The 19,263-nt window shown below is 71.3% G+C and carries 15 protein-coding genes; 6 read left to right on the top strand and 9 right to left on the bottom strand.

Features of this window, described 5'->3' with window-relative positions:
* Window positions 1-60: 60 nt before the first annotated feature.
* The gene (locus CRP56_RS31520) at window positions 61-1,608 is read right to left on the bottom strand and encodes an aminotransferase class III-fold pyridoxal phosphate-dependent enzyme (protein ID WP_257041273.1); all 1,548 of its coding nucleotides are present in this window, start codon (window positions 1,606-1,608) and stop codon (window positions 61-63) included.
* Window positions 1,609-1,961: 353 nt separating this feature from the next.
* On the opposite strand from CRP56_RS31520, the gene CRP56_RS31515 reads away from it, so the two are divergent.
* Window positions 1,962-3,185 carry a trypsin-like serine peptidase gene (locus tag CRP56_RS31515; RefSeq protein WP_097269710.1) on the top strand — a complete coding sequence of 408 codons (1,224 nt, stop codon included), beginning with the start codon at window positions 1,962-1,964 and terminating at the stop codon, window positions 3,183-3,185.
* Window positions 3,186-3,439: 254 nt separating this feature from the next.
* Entirely contained in the window at window positions 3,440-4,642 is a 1,203-nt protein-coding gene (locus CRP56_RS31510; protein ID WP_097269707.1) for a trypsin-like serine peptidase, read from the top strand.
* A 60-nt stretch (window positions 4,643-4,702) separates the two neighbouring features.
* Here the strand turns inward: CRP56_RS31510 and hflX are convergent, their stop codons facing one another.
* From hflX to miaA, 6 genes are all read right to left on the bottom strand, one after another.
* Window positions 4,703-6,196 carry a GTPase HflX gene (gene hflX, locus CRP56_RS31505; RefSeq protein WP_097269705.1) on the bottom strand — a complete coding sequence of 498 codons (1,494 nt, stop codon included), beginning with the start codon at window positions 6,194-6,196 and terminating at the stop codon, window positions 4,703-4,705.
* Window positions 6,197-6,390: 194 nt separating this feature from the next.
* On the bottom strand, window positions 6,391-7,860 hold the full coding sequence (locus tag CRP56_RS31500; RefSeq protein ID WP_097269703.1) for a M1 family metallopeptidase: 1,470 nt from the start codon (window positions 7,858-7,860) through the stop codon (window positions 6,391-6,393).
* 115 nt (window positions 7,861-7,975) lie between these two features.
* A complete protein-coding gene (locus CRP56_RS31495; RefSeq protein ID WP_097269700.1) occupies window positions 7,976-10,171 on the bottom strand; it encodes a RelA/SpoT family protein in 2,196 nt (731 codons plus the stop codon).
* A gap of 288 nt (window positions 10,172-10,459) precedes the next feature.
* Window positions 10,460-11,329: a diaminopimelate epimerase gene (gene dapF, locus CRP56_RS31490; RefSeq protein ID WP_097269699.1), complete on the bottom strand. Its 870-nt coding sequence runs from the start codon at window positions 11,327-11,329 to the stop codon at window positions 10,460-10,462.
* Window positions 11,330-11,430: 101 nt separating this feature from the next.
* A complete protein-coding gene (locus CRP56_RS31485) occupies window positions 11,431-11,934 on the bottom strand; it encodes a hypothetical protein (RefSeq protein WP_179851343.1) in 504 nt (167 codons plus the stop codon).
* A gap of 108 nt (window positions 11,935-12,042) precedes the next feature.
* Entirely contained in the window at window positions 12,043-12,981 is a 939-nt protein-coding gene (gene miaA / locus CRP56_RS31480) for a tRNA (adenosine(37)-N6)-dimethylallyltransferase MiaA (RefSeq protein ID WP_097269696.1), read from the bottom strand.
* A gap of 182 nt (window positions 12,982-13,163) precedes the next feature.
* Here miaA and CRP56_RS31475 point away from each other — a divergent pair, with 182 nt between their 5' ends.
* Together CRP56_RS31475 and CRP56_RS31470 are read left to right on the top strand one after the other, a co-directional pair.
* Complete coding sequence (locus CRP56_RS31475) at window positions 13,164-13,508, top strand: hypothetical protein (RefSeq protein WP_097269694.1); 345 nt, start codon at window positions 13,164-13,166, stop codon at window positions 13,506-13,508.
* 24 nt (window positions 13,509-13,532) lie between these two features.
* Window positions 13,533-13,799, top strand: a complete 267-nt coding sequence (locus tag CRP56_RS31470; RefSeq protein WP_097269692.1) for an antitoxin — start codon at window positions 13,533-13,535, stop codon at window positions 13,797-13,799.
* 161 nt (window positions 13,800-13,960) lie between these two features.
* On the opposite strand, the gene CRP56_RS31465 is transcribed toward CRP56_RS31470, so the two are convergent.
* Together CRP56_RS31465 and miaB are read right to left on the bottom strand one after the other, a co-directional pair.
* Window positions 13,961-14,674, bottom strand: coding sequence for a class III extradiol dioxygenase subunit B-like domain-containing protein (locus tag CRP56_RS31465; protein WP_097269690.1), 714 nt, complete (start codon window positions 14,672-14,674; stop codon window positions 13,961-13,963).
* A gap of 56 nt (window positions 14,675-14,730) precedes the next feature.
* Complete coding sequence (gene miaB, locus CRP56_RS31460) at window positions 14,731-16,257, bottom strand: tRNA (N6-isopentenyl adenosine(37)-C2)-methylthiotransferase MiaB (protein ID WP_179143434.1); 1,527 nt, start codon at window positions 16,255-16,257, stop codon at window positions 14,731-14,733.
* A gap of 100 nt (window positions 16,258-16,357) precedes the next feature.
* Between miaB and CRP56_RS31455 the strand changes: the two genes are divergently transcribed.
* The gene (locus tag CRP56_RS31455; protein WP_097269688.1) at window positions 16,358-18,505 is read left to right on the top strand and encodes a hypothetical protein; all 2,148 of its coding nucleotides are present in this window, start codon (window positions 16,358-16,360) and stop codon (window positions 18,503-18,505) included.
* 139 nt (window positions 18,506-18,644) lie between these two features.
* Window positions 18,645-19,247 carry a hypothetical protein gene (locus tag CRP56_RS31450; protein WP_097269686.1) on the top strand — a complete coding sequence of 201 codons (603 nt, stop codon included), beginning with the start codon at window positions 18,645-18,647 and terminating at the stop codon, window positions 19,245-19,247.
* Window positions 19,248-19,263 lie beyond the last annotated feature (16 nt).

The following is a 19,263-nucleotide window of genomic DNA, read 5'->3' as shown; positions in this document are numbered from 1 at the left end:
GGCCGGCTTCCTAGGGGTTCGTGCGGAGGGCGTATGGGGGTTCGTATGGAGGTGGGGATGTCATTGATCTGGGCGGTCTGGACTGTCTGGGCGATCTCGCTGATGCGGTGGCGAGTGCGGCACCAGCTCTCGCTCAAGCCGCTGCGCCAGCCGCCTCCGCTTCGGCTGCGGGCGCTGCCCCACCCGTCTCTCCCCGCGCGCAGTGTGGTCATGGGCGGCGGCTTCCACCGCGTCGGACAGACGGTCGAGCACCGCCTCCGCCTGCTCGTCAGTGATGGTCAGCGGCGGGAGGAGGCGGACGACGTTCCCCCTGGGTCCACCGAGCTCGACGATCAGGCCGCGGCGCAGGCACTCCCGCTGTACGGCGGCGGCAAGTTCGGGAGCGGCGGGTCGAGGGCTGACGGCGGTGCCGACCCCGCCCACACCAGCGTCGACCCCACCGAGACCGGCGCCGACACCGACGCCAACACCAGCCCTCGCACCCCCACCCTCCGCTTCCACCAACTCCACCCCGAGCATCAGCCCCCGCCCCCGGACGTCCCCCACACACGCGAACCGCCCTTGCAGGGAGCGGAGATGGGAGAGCATGCGGGTGCCCAGGAGGGAGGCGCGTTCCGCGAGGCGGTTCTCGCGGACGTGGGCGAGGGTGGCCGTTCCTGCGGCCATGGCGAGTTGGTTGCCGCGAAACGCGCCTGCGGGGGCGGTGGGTTCATGGGCACCGAGGTCGTCGCGGTAGACCACGACCGCGAGGGGGAGGCTGCCTCCGATGGCCTGGGACAGCACCATCACGTCGGGAGTGATCCCGCTGTGCTCCACGGCCCAGAAGACGCCGGTGCGGCCGACTCCCGTCCAGGTCTCGTCGGCGATGAGCGGGATGGACCGGTCGGCCGTGAGCCGGTGCAGACGTCGCAGCCAGGCGTCCGGCGCCGGGATCACGCCGCCTTCGCTCTGCACTGGTTCGACGATCATCCCGGCGGCTCCGGTCGCGCCCGAGGCGGGGTCGTCGAGGACGGATTCCGTCCAGTGGGTGGCGAGTTCGGCACTCCGTGCGCCGCCGGCGCCGAAAGGGCAGCGGTAGTCCTGCGGGTAGGGCAGCCGTGGGGTCCGTACGCCGGCCAGGTCCCCCGCAGCCGCCAGCGCCGCGTCGGTCATGCCGTGACGGGCGCCGGTGAAGGCGAGCATCCCCGTGCGCCCGGTCGCCGCCCGGACGAGCCTGTACGCGGCCTCGACGGCATCCGTGTCGGCCGGCCCGCAGAACTGCACGCGCGCGTGGTCGGCGAGACCGGGCGGCAGGGTGCGGAACAGCTCGGTGCGGAAGGCGTCCTCGACCGGAGTCGGGAGGCCCAGGGCGTGCAGGGGCGCGCCGGAGTCGAGCACCCTGCGGATCGCCTCCAGCACGACGGGGTGGTTGTGTCCGAGGGCCAGGGTCCCCGCGCCGGAGCAGCAGTCCAGGTAGCGGCGACCGTCCGCGCCTTCGATGGTCAGCCCGCGCGCCCGCACGGGCACGATCGGGAGGGCTCGTGCGTAGGTGCGCGCCGCCGGCTCGCGCGCCGACTGGCGCCGCAGGATCCCCTCGGACGCGTATCCGCCGTGCAGAGCCTCGGCCACGTGTTCCTGTCCTCCCGCCGTCGTCCGACGCCCCGGCCGGGCCGAACTCCCGCCACCGGCACGGAGGACCGCGCCCGGACAGCAGGCCCCCCACCGCTACCAACCCCGGACGCCGCACCGGGTTACGGGTTGCCTCAAGATCCTTGCCGTGACGGAACCGTTGCCGTTCCGTGGGAAGTCCCCCACAGCGAGCGCATAGTGTGTGATGCCGTTCCAACAGGTCGTGAGAGCACACACCCGGAGCTTCCGGGGACCGGCGCGGGATCGATGCCAACCGGCTTGCGATCACACCGTGTTCGGCGTGGGGTCATGGCCGCCGCGCCAAGTTCGTTCACCTCAGGGGGAGTCAGATCATGCGATCCACAAGGCCGTCGTTCACCGCCCGCCGGGAAAGGGGCGCGCGCCGCAGAACCTCCCCCGTGCTGGCCGCCGTCGCCCTCGCGTCGGCGCTCGCGCTCACCGCCACCGCCTGCGACTCGGGCGATGACCAGGCAGGGGGCAGTGCCTCCGCCTCGGCCTCCTCCGACGGGAAGATCACGATCCCGGACGACATCAAGGACCGGCTCAAGGAGCACGGGATCGATATCGACAAGTGGAAGGACGGCGCCTGGAAGGACTGGAGCAAGGACGACTGGCTGCGTGAGGCCCAGGACTTCGTCAACCCGATCATCGAGGGTCTGTGGGACCCGGACCGGATGCGCGGCGCCGAGGACCCGGACGAGGGCAAGGGTGTCGACGACAGCGACATCTCGGGTGATCAGGGTGTGACCGACCCGGAGCCGGCGCCGGTGGACGCCAAGGCCGTGTCGGCTACGTACCACGACAGCGTTCCGGTGGCGGGCAAGGTGTTCTTCGACTCCCCCGAGGGCACGATGGTCTGCTCGGCGACGGTCGTGCAGGACCCGGCCCACCCAGGCAAGTCCAACATGGTCTGGACGGCGGGTCATTGTGTGCATGCGGGCAAGGAGGGCGGCTGGTACCGGAACATCGCCTTCGTACCGTCGTACAACAACGACGCCCTGTCCTCGGCGGAGTTGGCGAAGGCCTCCCGGGAGGAGGTCGCTCCGTACGGTGTCTGGTGGGGTGACTGGGCGCAGACCTCGGACCAGTGGATCGAGCAGGGCGGTGAGACGGGCGGGGACGGTGCCTCGTACGACTACGCGGTCATCCATGTGACGCCGGAGAAGGGTGGCTCGGGCAAGTCCCTGGAGGAGACCGTCGGTTCGGCCCTGCCGGTGAACTTCAACGCCCCGGCGGCGGCGAAGATCCAGAGCCTGACGGCGACGGGTTATCCGGCGGCGGCGCCGTTCGACGGCGAGACGATGTACCAGTGCCAGGACAAGCCGGGGCGGCTGTCGATCAAGGCGTCGGACCCGACGATGTACCGCATCGGCTGCACCATGACCGGCGGCTCGTCCGGCGGCGGCTGGGTCGCGACCGGTTCGGACGGCAAGCCGGCGCTGGTCTCCAACACCTCTATCGGCCCGGTGACCGCGGGCTGGCTCGCCGGACCGCGGCTGGGTGACGTGGCCAAGGGTGTGTACGACTCGGTCAGCAAGAAGTTCGCCGGTCAGTGACGCGATGCGCGGCCTGTCAGGTGACGGGCCGGCCGTGCCGTGATCCGCGGCCGGTGACGTGAGCGACGGCGGGGCGAGCGCAAGAAATCTTCACCGCCCCGCCGCCGTTCGCCCTCAACTGCACGGGCATAGTGGGGTGTCGCGCCCGAGGACACCTCTCCAGCCGTGACACGCGCATGACACCTGAGCGGCCTCGGCGCGCTCGTCAGCTCAACCATCAGCACAACAACTGCTCCAACGGGGGTCAACGCACCATGCGTTCCACACGTACGTCCCGTACGTCTTCCAAGCGGCGCCGCACCACGCTCGCCGCCACCGGTCTGGTCGCCGCCCTGGCGCTGACCGCGACGGCCTGCAACGGCTCGGACGAGGCGAGCGACAAGCCCGGGGCCACCACCTCCCAGGCGGCCGACAGCGGCAACGACAAGATCCAGATCCCGGCCGACATCGCCGACAAGCTCAAGAAGCACGGCATCGACGTCGACGACTGGAAGGACGGCGGCTGGAAGAACTGGGACAAGGACAAGTGGCTCAGTGAGGCCAAGGACTTCGTCAACCCGGTCATCGACGGCCTGTGGAAGCCGGAGCGGATGAAGTCCGCGAAGGAGGCCAACAAGACGTACTCGACGAAGGACGCGGCGGCCGACACGGGCGTCACCGACCCGGACCCGCTGCCCGTCGAGGCGTCCGCGGAGAAGACGCCGTACCACGAGAACGCGGCCCCGGTCGGCAAGATCTTCTTCGACACCCCCGAAGGGCATGCCGTCTGCTCGGGCACGGTCGTCAAGGACGTCAACCACCCCGGCAAGTCCAACCTGGTGTGGACGGCGGGCCACTGTGTGCACGCGGGCAGCGGCGGCGGCTGGTACCGCAACATCATGTTCGTCCCGGCCTACAACGACTACGGCAAGTCCGAGGCGCAGCTGACGAACTCCAACCCCACGGAGATCGCGCCGTACGGCCAGTGGTGGGCGGACTGGGCCTCCACCTCGAACGAGTGGATCGCGGGCGGCTCGGAGACCGGCGGTGACGGGGCGGCGTACGACTACTCCGTGCTGCACGTGAAGCCGGAGTCCGGCGCCAAGTCGCTGGAGGAGACGGTCGGCGCCGCGCTGGACATCGACTTCTCGGCCCCCTCCGCCACCGAGGTCGGCAAGATGGGCGCCTGGGGCTACCCGCAGGCGGCCCCGTACAACGGGCTGAAGATGTTCAAGTGCATCGACCGGCCGGGCCGTCTCTCGCTGAGCACGACGCTGCCGACGATGTACCGCATCGGCTGCACCATGACCGGCGGCTCGTCCGGCGGCGGCTGGTTCCGGGTGGTGGACGGTGAGACGAAGCTGGTCTCGAACACGTCGATCGGTCCGGCCGACAACACCTGGCTGGCGGGCCCGCAGCTGGGCGCGACCGCCGAGGCGATCTACCAGAACATGAGCAAGACGTACGGCGGCAAGTAGGCCGTACGCACGGAAGGCCCGCCCCTCACGACGAGGGGCGGGCCTTCACGCATAACGCTGTTACGCCGCCGGCGCCGGAACGTACGGCGCGAGGTCCGCCGCCAGTTCCTCGTGCACCCGCACCTTGAGCAGGGTGCCCTCCGGGGTGTGCTCCTCGGAGATCACCTCGCCCTCGGAGTGGGCGCGGGCGACGAGCTTGCCGAGCGTGTACGGCACGAGCGCCTCGATCTCGACCGAGGGCCGGGGCAGCTCGTTGTCGATGAGAGCGAGCAGTTCCGCGATGCCCTGGCCGGTACGGGCCGAGACCGCGATGGAACGCTTCTCGATCCGCATCAGCCGCTGCAGGGTCAGCGGGTCCGCCGCGTCCGCCTTGTTGATCACGACGATCTCGGGGACATCGACCGCGCCGACGTCCCTGATCACCTCGCGCACGGCGAGCAGCTGCTCCTCCGGGTTCGGGTGCGAGCCGTCCACCACGTGCAGGATCAGGTCGGACTCGCCGACCTCCTCCATGGTGGAGCGGAACGCCTCGACCAGGTGGTGCGGCAGATGCCGTACGAAGCCGACGGTGTCCGCCAGCGTGTACAGGCGCCCGCTCGGGGTCTCCGCGCGACGGACGGTCGGGTCCAGGGTCGCGAACAGGGCGTTCTCGACCAGGACACCGGCGCCGGTCAGGCGGTTGAGCAGGGAGGACTTGCCGGCGTTGGTGTAGCCCGCGATGGCGACGGACGGCACCTTGTTGCGCTTGCGCTCCTGGCGCTTGATCTCGCGGCCGGTCTTCATCTCCGCGATCTCCCGGCGCATCTTCGCCATCTTCTCGCGGATCCGACGCCGGTCCGTCTCGATCTTGGTCTCACCGGGACCACGGGTGGCGAGGCCGCCGCCCTTGCCGCCGCCCATCTGACGGGACAGCGACTGACCCCAGCCCCGGAGCCTCGGCAGCATGTACTGCATCTGCGCGAGCGCGACCTGCGCCTTGCCCTCTCGGGACTTGGCGTGCTGGGCGAAGATGTCGAGGATCAGGGCCGTACGGTCGATGACCTTGACCTTGACGACGTCTTCGAGGTGGATGAGCTGGCCCGGGCTGAGCTCACCATCGCAGATGACCGTGTCGGCGCCCGTCTCCAGGACGATGTCCCGCAGCTCGGTGGCCTTGCCGGAACCGATGTAGGTGGCCGCGTCGGGCTTGTCGCGGCGCTGGATCACGCCGTCCAGCACGAGCGCGCCCGCGGTCTCCGCGAGGGCGGCGAGCTCCGCGAGGGAGTTCTCCGAGTCCTGCGCGGTCCCCGAGGTCCAGACGCCGACGAGCACGACCCGCTCCAGACGGAGCTGCCGGTACTCGACCTCGGTGACGTCCTCGAGCTCGGTGGAGAGGCCGGCCACGCGGCGCAGAGCCGCGCGCTCGGAGCGGTCGAACTGGTCGCCGTCCCGCTCTCCGTCGATCTCGTGGCTCCAGGCGACGTCCTCTTCCATCAGGGCATCGGCCCGAAGACCTTCGGGGTATGTGTGCGCGAAGCGCTGCGCGTCCTGGGAAAAGGATGAAGAGGAGGTCATTGGGTCCTTACGTCGTTGGGGATGCCGAGTCGGCGATCGTGACGTCGTCATCGGTCATCGATCATGACTTCGTCACTGGTCATAACGCACGAGTACCCCGGGAGATTCCCGTGTCCCGTGCCGCGCCGACCCGAAGATGGTCGCACGGGACGAGGCGTCTCGTCATTGCCTTATTTGCCCGGTGCGTCATTGCCTTATTTGCCCGGCGCGACGGACTTCCAGTCCGGGTGGCCCGGCATCGGCGGGGTCTTCTCGCCGTAGAGCCAGTCCTGGAAGAACCCGCCGAGGTCGCGTCCGGACATCTCGGAGGCGAGGGCGACGAAGTCCGCGGTCGTGGCGGTGCCGTCCTCGTGGCGGCTCACCCAGACCCGTTCCAGGCGCTCGAAGGTCTCGCGGCCGATCTCCTGGCGCAGGGCGTACAGGGCGAGCGCGGCGCCGTCGTAGACGTTGGGGCGGAAGATGCTGATCTTCTGGCCCGGGTCGGGCGCCTTGGGCGCGGCGGGCGGGCCGCCGGCCGCGCGCCAGCGGTCGGAGGCACCGTACGCCGCCTTCATCCGCGCCTCCATGGACTTGCCGGCCTTCTCCTCGGCGTACAGGGCCTCGTACCAGGTGGCGTGCCCCTCGTTGAGCCACAGGTCGGACCACGACGCCGGGGCGACGCTGTCGCCGAACCACTGATGGGCCAGCTCGTGCACCATGATCGACTCGACGTACCACTGAGGGTAGGCGGGCTCGGTGAAGAGCTCTCTCTCGAAGAGAGAGAGCGTCTGCGTCTCGAGTTCGAAGCCGGTGTCGGCGTCGGCCATGAGCAGCCCGTACGTCTCGAAGGGGTAGCGGCCGACCTTGCTCTCCATCCAGGAGATCTGGTCCGGGGTCTTCTCCAGCCAGGGTTCGAGCGCCTCGCGGTGCTTGGTGGGCACGACGTCGCGGACCGGCAGTCCGTGCGGCCCCTCGCGGTGCAGCACCGTGGAGCGGCCGATGGACACCTGGGCGAGCTCGGTGGCCATGGGGTGCTGGGTGCGGTACGTCCAGGTCGTCGCCCCGGCTGCGCGGTCGGCGCCGGCCGGCAGCCCGTTGGCGACGGCGGTGTAGCCGTCGGGCGCGGTGATGCGGATGGTGAACACCGCCTTGTCGGAGGGGTGGTCGTTGCACGGGAAGACCAGGTGGGCGGCGTCGGCCTGGTTGGCCATGGCGAGCCCGTCGGTGGTCCGTACCCAGCCGCCGTCGCGCTGCTCTGAGGACACGGGGTCGCTGGTGTGCTTCACGGTGATCCGCATCCAGCTGCCGCTGGGCAGCGCCTCCTCGGGCGTGACGACCAGATCCTCGTCGGCACTGGCGAAGGACGCCGGCTCGCCGTCGACCTCGACCGACTCGACCTCGCCGTGCGCGAAGTCGAGGTTAATGCGGTCCAGTGGGGTGGTCGTCCAGGCGTCGATCGTGGTGACGGCCTGGAGCGGCTCACTGTTGGAGCCGGAATAGGTGAAGGAGAGGTCGTACGACGCCACGTCGTATCCGGGGTTGCCCAGGTGCGGGAAGAGGCGGTCGCCGACCCCCAGCGGAGCGGCGGGGGCGCTCGCGGCGACGAGGCAGACGGAGACGGCGGAGGCGAGCAGCGCGGCCGCCTTGAGCCGCCGGGGCGTCCTGGCGTGGGGGGTGAGCAGCATGCACCACCGCTACCAGCGCACCCGCGCCCCACGGCGACGACTCGCGCCCGGCCCACCCGAACGAGTGCGACCGAGGTGACGCCGCGGCGATCCCCCGCCGTGTTCCGCTCCCGCGTCAGGCCCCCTGCGTCTGCGCCCGGCTCACGTCGTACACCCCGGGCACGTTCCGCATCGCCCGCATCAGGGCGGGGAGCAGGGCCGCGTCAGGGAGGTCGACCGTGTAGGTGTGGCGGACCCGCTGCTGGCTCGGGGGTTCGACCGTCGCCGAGACGATCTCGGCGCCTTCGAGCGCCATCGCCTCGGTGAGGTCCGCGAGCAGATGGGGGCGGCCGAACGATTCGGCATAGAGCGTCACCCGGCACTCCGCGGTGTCGCCCCAGCGCACCTCCACCTCCGGTCGCCCCGCCTCCTTCATGCGGGCGACCGCCGGACACTCGACGCGGTGCACGGTGACCGCTCCGCCGCGCACGGCGAAGCCGGTGACGTCGTCGGGCGGAACCGGCGTGCAACAGCCCGCCAGGCGCACGGTCGCGCCGGGCTGGTCGACGAGGACGTCGGCGGTGCGCGAGCGGGCCGGCGCGCTGTCGGGCGTACGCGGGCGGCTGCGCTGGGCGTCGACGACAGCCGGGGTGTCGGCGGACCCGGCAGGCGCCTCAGCACCGCCCTGGAGGCCCTCAGGGCGGTCCACCGTGCCGTGCAGGCTCTCGCCCAGCCCCTCCCCGGGAGCCTCGGGCGCGGGATGCGTCGCGAGCCACCGTTGGATGGCGATCCGCGCGGCGGGCGTGTGGGCGTGCTCCAGCCACTCCCTGGAGGGCTCCGAGGCCGGGTCCTGCCCCATGAGGAGCTGGACGGTGTCACCGTCCCGCAGAACGGTGCTCAGGGTCGCCAGCCGGCCGTTCACGCGGGCGCCGATGCACGCGTGCGCGTCCTCGCCGTACTGCGCGTACGCCGCGTCCACGCAGGTCGCGCCGTCGGGCAGGCCCAGAGTGCCGCCGTCGGGGCGGAAGACGGTGATCTCGCGGTCCTGGGCGAGGTCCTCGCGCAGCGTCGACCAGAACGTGTCCGGGTCGGGCGCGGCCTCCTGCCAGTCGAGGAGCCGGGAGAGCCAGCCGGGCCGGGTCGGGTCCTCGCGCTCGCCGTCGACGGGCTCCTCCGAAGGAGGAGCGTAGGGATTGCCGAGCGCGATGACGCCGGCCTCGGCGACCTTGTGCATCTGGTGGGTGCGGATGAGGACTTCGGCGACCTGGCCGTCGGGGCGGGCGACGGCGGTGTGCAGCGACTGGTACAGGTTGAACTTCGGTACGGCGATGAAGTCCTTGAACTCCGAGACGACGGGCGTCAGACAGGTGTGGAGCTCGCCGAGCACGCCGTAACAGTCCGCGTCCTCGTTCACGAGGACGAGCAGCCGGCCGAAGTCCGAGCCGCGCAACTGGCCGCGTTTACGGGCCACTCGGTGCACGGAGACGAAGTGACGCGGCCTGATGACGACTTCGGCCTGGATGTCGGCGTCGCGCAGGACACCGCGCACCTCGTCGGCGATCTCGGCGAGGGGGTCGTCCGCGCGGGAGGCGTTGTCGACGATCAGCTCACGCGTGTGCTCGTACTCCTCGGGGTGCAGGATCGCGAAGACCAGGTCTTCCAGTTCGGTCTTGAGCGCCTGCACGCCGAGTCGTTCGGCGAGCGGGATGAGGACGTCGCGGGTCACCTTGGCGATGCGCGCCTGCTTCTCCGGGCGCATCACACCGAGGGTGCGCATGTTGTGCAGCCGGTCGGCGAGTTTGATCGACATCACGCGGACGTCGCCGGCGGTGGCCTTCAGCATCTTGCGGAAGGTCTCGGGCTCGGCGGCGGCGCCGTAGTCGACCTTCTCCAACTTCGTGACACCGTCGACGAGATAGCGCACCTCGGCGCCGAACTCCTCGCCGACCTGATCGAGGGTCACATCGGTGTCCTCGACGGTGTCGTGGAGCAACGAGGCGGTCAACGTCGTGGTCTCGGCGCCGAGTTCGGCGAGGATCAGGGTGACCGCGAGCGGGTGGGTGATGTACGGCTCGCCGCTCTTGCGCATCTGGCCGCGGTGCGAGGACTCGGCCAGCACCCAGGCGCGGCGCAGGGGTTCGAGGTCGGCGTCGGGGTGGTGGGCGCGGTGGGCCTCCGCGACATGGCCGATGGCGTCCGGCAGCCGGTCGCGGGCGGCCGGGCCGAGCAGGGCGGCGCGGCCCAGGCGGCGCAGGTCGATCCGCGCCCGCCAGCGCGCCGCAGGTCCTGTTACCGGACCTGGGGTCGCGGGGTTCGTGGCCTCCGCACTCATGGGCACCTCCGGCTGCATTGACCGGCGGACGGGGTGCCCCAGGGCGGACACGGCACAGGGGATGGCATCGGTCCCCCGTCCGGGCCGGTGCTTGATGCTACCGAGCCCATCACGCGCGGCTGACCGCCTCTCGTCGAGCGTGAAACGGATCACCCATTCGAGCGACGGTTTTCAGGTTTACGGTTTCGCGCCACCCGACCTGCGGTTCTCCGTCGTTTCGTATGACCGGTGCCGGGTGAGGCTGTGGATCCCCGCGTTCCGAACCGCCGGAACCCACGTTTCACTCGATCAACGCGCGGCGCTTTCCAGCCATTCCCGGTCGATCTCGCCCTCGGCGACGATCACGGCCGGGCCGGTCATCTCGATCTCCCCGTCGGGCCGCTCGGTGATCACGAGGGTGCCGCCGGGCACATCGACGGTGTACGTCGCCGGGGTCCCGGTCACCGCCGGGTCGACGCCGTCCCTGCGGGCGGTGGCCACGGCGACGGCGCACGCGCCCGTGCCGCACGAGCGGGTCTCGCCGGACCCGCGCTCGTGCACCCGCAGCGCGACGTGTCGCGGGCCGCGGTCGACCACGAACTCCACGTTGACCCCGTCCGGATAGGCGGAGGCCGGGCTGAAGGGCGGCGGGTCGTACAGGTTGCCCGCGTGGGCGAGGTCCTCGACGAAGGCCACCGCGTGCGGGTTGCCCATGTTCACGTTCCGCGCGGGCCAGCTGCGCTCGCCGACGCTCACCTGGACGTCCCCCTCGGGGAGGCGGGCCTTGCCCATGCCGACGGTGACGTCGCCGTCCTTGGCGAGGTGCACGGTCTTCACGCCCCCGCGCGTGGCGAGGGCGAGGTCTCCCTCGGTCACCAGCCCGGCGTGCTGGAGGTAGCGGGCGAAGACGCGGACGCCGTTGCCGCACATCTCGGCGATCGATCCGTCGCCGTTGCGGTAGTCCATGAACCACTCCGCCTCGGCCGCAAGGTGCTTCGCCTCGGGGTGTGCCGCGGACCGCACCACGTGCAGCAGGCCGTCACCGCCGATGCCGGCCCGGCGGTCGCACAGGGCGGCGACGGTGGCCGGGGGCAGGTCGATGGCGTTCTCGGGGTCCGGGACGATCACGAAGTCGTTCTCGGTGCCGTGGCCCTTGAGGAAGGCGATCCGCGTGCTCATTCCTCGATCGTACGGGGTGGGTACGACAGCCGGTCACGGGCGGCCGGACGGCAGCTCCACGCGCGCGTGCGCCTACGGCACCTGCACGCGCGTGTACGGATTCAGCGCAGCCGCGCGACGCGGAACACCGCCAGCGCGACCACCGCGGCCACGGCCACCACGTACAGGAGCACCACGCGCCAGTCCACGCGGCGCCCGGACCCCCGCTGCGGCAGCCCCGGCAGCGTGTATCCCACCCGGCGCGCGGCCATCATGCCCCAGCCCGCCGCGCACGAGCAGATCAGCAGGCCCAGCATCGCGATCACGGCCCCGCTGTCGCCGAAGTCGAAGGCGAGCGGGAACGCGAACATCAGGGAGCCGAGTGCGGCCAGGGACACGATCGGGGCGAGCTGCCAGATACGCATCCGGCCCTGCGGACGCAGTTCGACCTCGACCTCGGGGCCGTCGGCGAACATCTCCTCGGGCTCGGGGCCGTCGGCGATCACACCACCCTGCGTCTCATCGGGCCCGTCGGGGCTCAGACGGTCGCCGTCCTGCTCCGTTTCACCGCCGTCGGCGGTACGGGGCTCGGTGCTTCGTGCGGTGTCGCGAGGGCCGGCCTCCATCGCCACGCGCCCTCCCAACTCGGACTCCACTTGGTCGATCGAAGCTCGATGATGGCACGGCGCCGACGGGCCGGATGACGGCCTGAGCGTCCCGATGCCAGGACGTGATCAGGCTGTAACCGGTCGTTCGACCAACGCCAGTGCGAGCTGGGGAAGTTCTGTGAGATCCGCCGCAGCCCCACTGAGCCAGTGCACCCGCGGATCGCGCCTGAACCATGAATCCTGGCGGCGCGCGAAGCGTTTGGTGGCACGTACGGTCTCGGCCCGGGCCTCCTCCAGCGTGCACTCCCCGGAGAGCGCCGCGAGCACCTGCTGGTAGCCGAGCGCACGCGAGGCCGTGCGCCCCTCGCGCAGCCCCCGCGCCTCCAGTGCGCGCACCTCGTCGATGAGCCCCGCGTCCCACATCCGGTCGACGCGGCGCGCGATCCGCTCGTCGAGCTCGGGGCGCGTGACGTCGACGCCGATCTGGACGGTGTCGTAGACCGAGTCGTGGCCGGGGAGGTTGGCGGTGAAGGGGCGGCCGGTGATCTCGATGACCTCCAGGGCCCGGACGATCCGGCGGCCGTTGCTGGGCAGGATCGCGTGCGCCGCCTCGGGGTCGGCGGCGGCCAGGCGGGCGTGCAGCGCGCCGGAGCCGCGGAGCGTGAGCTCCTCCTCCAGGCGGGCCCGGACCTCGGGGTCGGTGCCGGGGAACTCGAGGTTGTCGACGGCGCCCCGGACGTACAGGCCGGAGCCGCCGACCAGGATCGGCCAGCGTCCCTCGGCGAGCAGCGCGTCGATCCGCTCGCGTGCGAGGCGCTGGTACTCGGCGACGGACGCCGTGACGGTCACGTCCCAGATGTCGAGGAGGTGGTGCGGGACGCCGCCGCGCTCCTCGGGCGTCAGTTTGGCGGTGCCGATGTCCATCCCTCGGTAGAGCTGCATGGAGTCGGCGTTGACGACCTCGCCTCCGAGGCGCTGGGCCAGGAAGACGCCCAGATCGGACTTTCCGGCCGCGGTCGGTCCGACGACGGCGATGACTCGGGGGGCGGGGGGTGCGCTGCTCACCGCCCCAGTCTCGCAAACGTCGCGGTGTGGCCTCGAACGAGTTACGTGACGACACGGGTTCGGGGTCGTTGCCAGTTGCGAGGTTTTCGCCGCCGGTTTGCGAAGGCGGCACCCCGGTCGGCGCAAATGGGCGCACCGGGCGACGCGGGATTTCGCCCGCACGAGTAACGTATGGAGCGGATATGGGTGTTTTCGCACGGCTTCTCCGGAGGTCGAAGACTGCGGAGGAGACGTCAACCGCCGAGGCAGGGGCCGCCACGCTGACGGCCGAAGCCGAGTCGGACGAGGCGACCGAGCCGGCAGCGGCGAAGGAGCCGGCCGAGGCGCAGTCGGAGGCCGGAGCCGAGCCCGGGACCGAGACCGAGGAAGCGGCCGCGTCGACCGAGGCGAAGGCGAAGGCCGAGACGGACGCGGAGCCGGCGACGGAGTCCGGCGAGTCCGGTGCCGCCGACGGCGTCGAGATCCCCAAGCAGCAGTCCGCCGAAGCGGCGGCCGACAGCGAAGCCGGCGAGAGCGCCCGCACGTAACTGCCCCGCGCGGGAAGGTGAACGATGGGTCTCCTGGACAATTTGAAAGCCAAGCTCGGCCCGGCCAAGGACAAGGTCTCCGGACTCGCTCAGCAGCACGGGGACAAGGTCCAGCACGGTCTCGACAAGGCCGCGCAGGCCGTCGACAAGAAGACCAAGGGCAAGTACAGCGACAAGATCCAGACGGGCACGGGCAAGGCCAAGGACGCCATGGACCGACTCGCGCACAAGGGCGACAGTGGTACGGGCGGCTCGACCACGCCCCCGTCCGCACCGCCGCCCGCTTCCTGAACGGCACATCGGCGGACGGCCGTGGAGCAACCGCTCCCGGCCGTCCGCCGTTTCCTGCCCGCGTCAGGGCAGCAGCGGGCGGTCAGAACCGGGCCGCGACCACATACCTCACGCCGTACGGCCGTCCGAAGTTTCCTGCCCGCGTCAGGGCAGCCGGGCGGTCAGGACCAAGCCGCGACCACATACCCCACCCCGTACGGCGCGTCCTCGTACAGCAGCTGCCCCCCGAGCCCTGCCCCCTCCGCCGCGCCCGCGAGGACCTGCCAGGGGGCCCGGCCGGAGGCCTTGAGCTCGTACGCCAGCTCCGCGTCCAGCGCTTCCAGGGCCGCCACGTCCGCCGCGCCCAGCGCCCGCGCGACCTCCGCGTCGAAGGGTGCCGCGCGCTCATCCAGGTAGCCGGGTGCCTTGAGCGTGCGGCAGCCGCTGGCGTCGCCCATCACCAGCAGCGCCACGCGCTCGGCCCGCACGGCGATGTCCCTTCCGACTTCCATACACCGCTCGGCCGCGAGAGGTTCCCCCACGCCGAGCCCCTCGACCGGGGCGTAGGACCACGCGGTCCTCGCCAGCAGCCACGCGGCCACGGACAGCGAGGGCGGCAGCGTGTCCTCGGCCGCGTCACCCGTGTCCCGGCCCAGTCGTACGTCGACGTCCAGGCCGAAGCCCTTGAAGGAACCCCGCGTGCCCTCGGCGTGCGTCCCCCGCCCGCTCTCTTCGGCGGGCCCGACCACCACCAGCACGTCCGGCCGGGCAGCGGCGAGCACGCCGAGCGCGTCCGTGCAGGCGGCACGCGCGGCATCCAGCTCGGGCGCGGCACCGGCGGCGACCTCGGGCACGAGGAGAGGAGGACAGGGGCAGACTGCGGCGGCGACAAGCATGATCGGCAGCGTAACGCCGTGCAGCGCCGAACGCGTACAGCCCCTGACCTCTGCCCTCAGTGGGCCGCGCAGCCCCCCGTGGCCGCCGGCAGCGGCTCCGGTACGCCGATCTTCGGGAGGCCCAGCAGCACCCCCGCCGGCTTCGCCGCCTCGGCGGCGTTGCGCTTCTCCCAGGCGTCGCCCGCGCGCGTGCGGCGCACGTTCAGGACGGGGCCCTCGGCGAGGAGGTGGTGCGGGGCGGCGTACGTGATCTCGACCGTGACCACGTCGCCGGGGCGGACCTCCTCGTCCGGCTTGGTGAAGTGGACCAGGCGGTTGTCGGGGGCACGGCCGGAGAGGCGGTGGGTGGAGCCGTCCTTGCGGCCCTCGCCCTCGGCGACCATCAGCTCCAGCGTGCGGCCGACCTGCTTCTTGTTCTCGTCCCAGGAGATCTCCTCCTGGAGGGCGACGAGACGCTCGTAGCGCGCCTGGACGACCTCCTTGGGGATCTGCCCCTCCATGGTCGCGGCCGGGGTTCCGGGGCGCTTGGAGTACTGGAAGGTGAAGGCGTTGGTGAAGCGGGCCTCGCGGACCGTGTGCATGGTCTGCTCGAAGTCCTCCTCGGTCTCGCCGGGGAAGCCGACGATGATGTCGGTCGAGATCGCGGCGTCCGGCATCGCGGCGCGCACCTTCTCGATGATCCCGAGGAAACGCTCCTGCCGGTACGAGCGGCGCATCGCCTTCAGCACCGTGTCCGAACCGGACTGGAGCGGCATGTGCAGCTGCGGCATCACGTTCGGCGTCTCGGCCATGGCGGCGATGACGTCGTCCGTGAAGTCGCGCGGGTGCGGGGAGGTGAAGCGGACGCGCTCCAGGCCCTCGATCTTCCCGCAGGCCCGCAGCAGCTTGCTGAAGGCCTCGCGGTCGCCGATGTCGGAGCCGTACGCGTTGACGTTCTGGCCGAGCAGGGTGATCTCGGAGACGCCCTCGGAGACCAGGGCCTCGATCTCGGCGAGGATGTCGCCGGTGCGGCGGTCCTTCTCCTTGCCGCGCAGCGCCGGGACGATGCAGAAGGTGCAGGTGTTGTTGCAGCCGACGGAGATCGACACCCAGGCCGCGTAGGCGCTCTCGCGCCGGGTCGGCAGCGTGGAGGGGAACGCCTCCAGGGACTCGGCGATCTCGACCTGCGCCTCCTCTTGCACGCGCGCGCGTTCCAGCAGGACCGGCAGCTTGCCGATGTTGTGCGTGCCGAAGACGACGTCCACCCAGGGCGCCTTCTTGACGATGGTGTCCTGGTCCTTCTGCGCCAGGCACCCGCCGACCGCGATCTGCATGCCGGGCCGCGAGGCCTTCTTCGGCGCGAGGCGGCCGAGGTTGCCGTAGAGGCGGTTGTCGGCGTTCTCGCGCACCGCGCAGGTGTTGAAGACCACCACGTCCGCGTCCCCGTCGGAGCCCTCGGGCGCGCGCACGTACCCGGCCTCTTCCAGCAGTCCGGACAATCGCTCGGAGTCATGGACGTTCATCTGGCACCCGTAGGTACGAACTTCGTAGGTCTTGGGCACTGAGACGTCCACTGCCGGGCTCCGGTCGCTGCTGATGGTCATCCCTCAAGAGTAGGCGGTCCCGGGAACGCCTCGCGCCGGGCCGGGGCACCCCCCGGGTGCGGGGTCCACGGGGCCAGATCACCATGAGGAGCAGGTGCCCATGGAATCCGTGACCTCGCGCAGAGTGCTGCGCGTCCTCGCCTTCGCCGCGGCCGTGCTGTGCACGCTGATCGTCGCCGCGGCGGCCACGGCGCGTGCCACGGTCGTGTCGGCGGGCTTCTACGGATCGGTGCTGGACGAGGAGTCGGCGTACGACCGGCTCTACGACGAGGTCCTGGTCGATCCGAAGGCCGCGCCGGTGACCCGGAACCTGCTGGCCGGGCTGCCCGTGCCGGAGGCCGTGGTCACCTCCAACATCAAGCTGGTGCTGCCGCCGGAGACGGTCCGGGACCTGACCCAGGAACAGATCGGCAATGCCGTCGGGTACCTCCGCGGCGACCGGGACACCCTCAACCTGTCCGTGGACCTGCGCCCGGTGCTGGACAACGTCGACGACCTGGCCCAGGTCTACTTCGGCGATCTCGTCGCCTCCGTGCAGAACCGCACCGAGCCGGACTTCGCCGCGTTCTCGGCGGATCTGTCGGCCGCGCTGGAGCATGTCGTCGCCGGCCGCGTCCCCGGTTCGCTGCCCGCTCTCCCCCTCACCGAGGAGCAGGCCGCCACAGCCGCCGGGCACCTCCTCGCCGCGCTTCCCGAGGAGCGGCGGGAGGCGCTGCGGCCGGACGTCGAAGTGGCCCTGGGCGACGGGGACATCGGCACCGTGCTCGCGGCAGTGGCACCCGCGGTGGTGTCCGAACGCACCCACGACGCCGCGGCCCGGCTGCGGACGCTCGCGGGAGGCAGCCACTGGAACCTCGACCGCCCCCTCGACCTCGCGGCTCTGCGGAGCGTTCGCCCCTATACGGCGGTCGGGCTCGGGATCGTCGAGGCGGTCGCCGCAGCGCTGCTGGTCGCCGCCCTTGCGGTGCTGTGGTTCACCGGTTCCGCCGCGCCCGGCCGCAGGCCGATGCTGCTGGGCTGGGCGCTGGCCGCCGGTGGTCTGCTGACGGCTCTGGTCGTCGTGCTCGTACGTCTTGTCGGCGGCGGCCGCTTTGTCGATCCGCCGGCGAGCTGGCCGGCCGGCCTCGCCCGCCTGGTCGACGACCTCCGGCGCACGGCGGTCGACGACATGACGGCCGCGGCTCTCGGCAGCGCGCTGGTCCCGCTGGTGGCGGGGGCGCTGCTCGCCGGGCTCGGGTGGGCTCTTCAGGTACGCCCCCGGCTGCGGACGGCGCCTGCCGCCGCGTACATCCGTCCGCTTGCCGTCGGCGCGAGCGCCTTCGCCCTCGCCGGTCTCGTGCTGGTGCCGTTGGCCGCGCCCGAGGCCCCGCGCCGGTGCGAGGGCAGCGCGCGGCTGTGCGACCGGCCCTACGACGAGGTCGCCTTCCTGACCTCGCACAACGCCATGTCGACCACCGTCGACCGGTTCATCGGCCCGCTCCAGGACCCGGCCATCACCACCCAGCTGGACGACGGGGTACGGGGCCTCCAGATCGACACCTACCGCTGGGAGCGGCCCGACGAGATCACCGCGCGGCTGAACGCGTCCGACTTCTCGCCCGAGCAGCGCGCGCTGATCGCTCACGTCGTCAACCGGGTCAACCCGCCCCGTGAGGGGGTGTGGCTGTGCCATTCCGTGTGCCGGGCCGGGGCGATTCCGCTGGTGCCGGAGCTCCGGGAGATCGGTGACTGGATGCGCGACCATCCGACCGAGGTGCTGACCCTGATCGTGCAGGACGCGATCTCGGGCGAGGACGCCGCGGCGGCGTTCGCGCGGGCCGGGCTGAGCGACCTCGTCTTCACGCCGGACGACGATCCCGCGGCGCCTTGGCCGACGCTGGGCGACATGATCGACAGCGGTCGGCGGCTGGTGGTCTTCGCCGAGCAGGCCGACGGTCCGGCCGCGTGGTACCGGAACTTCTACCGCTACGGCATGGAGACGCCGTTCTCCTTCCGGAGCCCCGACCAGATGAGCTGTGAGCCGCACCGGGGCGGCACCGGCAAGCGGCTGTTCCTGCTCAACCACTTCATCACCGCGGGCGGCGGCAGCCGCCTGGACGCGGGCGAGGTCAACGCCCGCGACTACGTCCTGAACCGCGTCGCGGAGTGCGAACGGGAGCGGGGCCGGCCGGTGAACTTCGTCGCCGTCGACTACACGACGATCGGCGACGCGCGCGGGGCGGTGGACACGCTCAACGCCGACCGGTAGCGCGCACCATCACGACCCGCCAGCCGGTAGCGCGAGCCATTAGGGCCCGCCGAAGTGGCCGGGCCGTCCCGTCGCCCGCAGGATGGGGACGAATCATGACAACTGCCGCCGAGAAAACAACTGCCGCCGAGAGGACCTCATGCTCTCTTCCACCCCACGACGCCGGACCGCGACCGCGCTCACCGGGCTCGTCCTGGCAGCGCTGAGCGCGGCGTCCCTCGTCTCGTGCAGTTCGGACAACAACGACAACGGCTCCTCGTCCAGCACTTCAGCGACCGCCACGGTGTCCTTCTCCGGTTCGGTCCCGTCCGCCCTCGCCTCCGTCAAGGAGTCGGTCAAGGCGTCGGTCTCGGCCCTCGCCTCCTCCGCCTCCGCACAGGCCTCGGCATGGCTGGCCTCGGTGTCCGCGGAGACCGAGCGCGCCAACCGGGCCGCCAAGAACGCCCTGAAGGACGTCGACGGCAAGGGCAACGCGACCGCCGACGTCTCCCTCACCGGCAAGCCGCGCTCCGAGACGGCCGGGCTGCTGGCCGTCGTCGTGAACATCACCAACAGCACGGACAAGACCACGTCCTACGCCGTCCAGGTCGACTTCCGCGACCCCGACGGCAAGGTCGTGCAGACGCGTTACGTCGGCGCGGAGGACCTGAAGCCGGGCGCCAAGGCCCAGCCGCTCGCCATCAGCACGGAAGCGGCGGAATCGCAGCTGACCGCCGTGGTCGCGAAGGCGCAGCGCTACTAGACGTTATGAGCAGCCC

Origin of the sequence: Streptomyces sp. TLI_55 (assembly GCF_900206255.1) — a bacterium.
GTDB lineage: Bacteria > Actinomycetota > Actinomycetes > Streptomycetales > Streptomycetaceae > Streptomyces > Streptomyces aquilus.
Note: the sequence above shows the minus strand (reverse complement) of the source record. Positions and strands in the feature narration are given on the sequence as shown.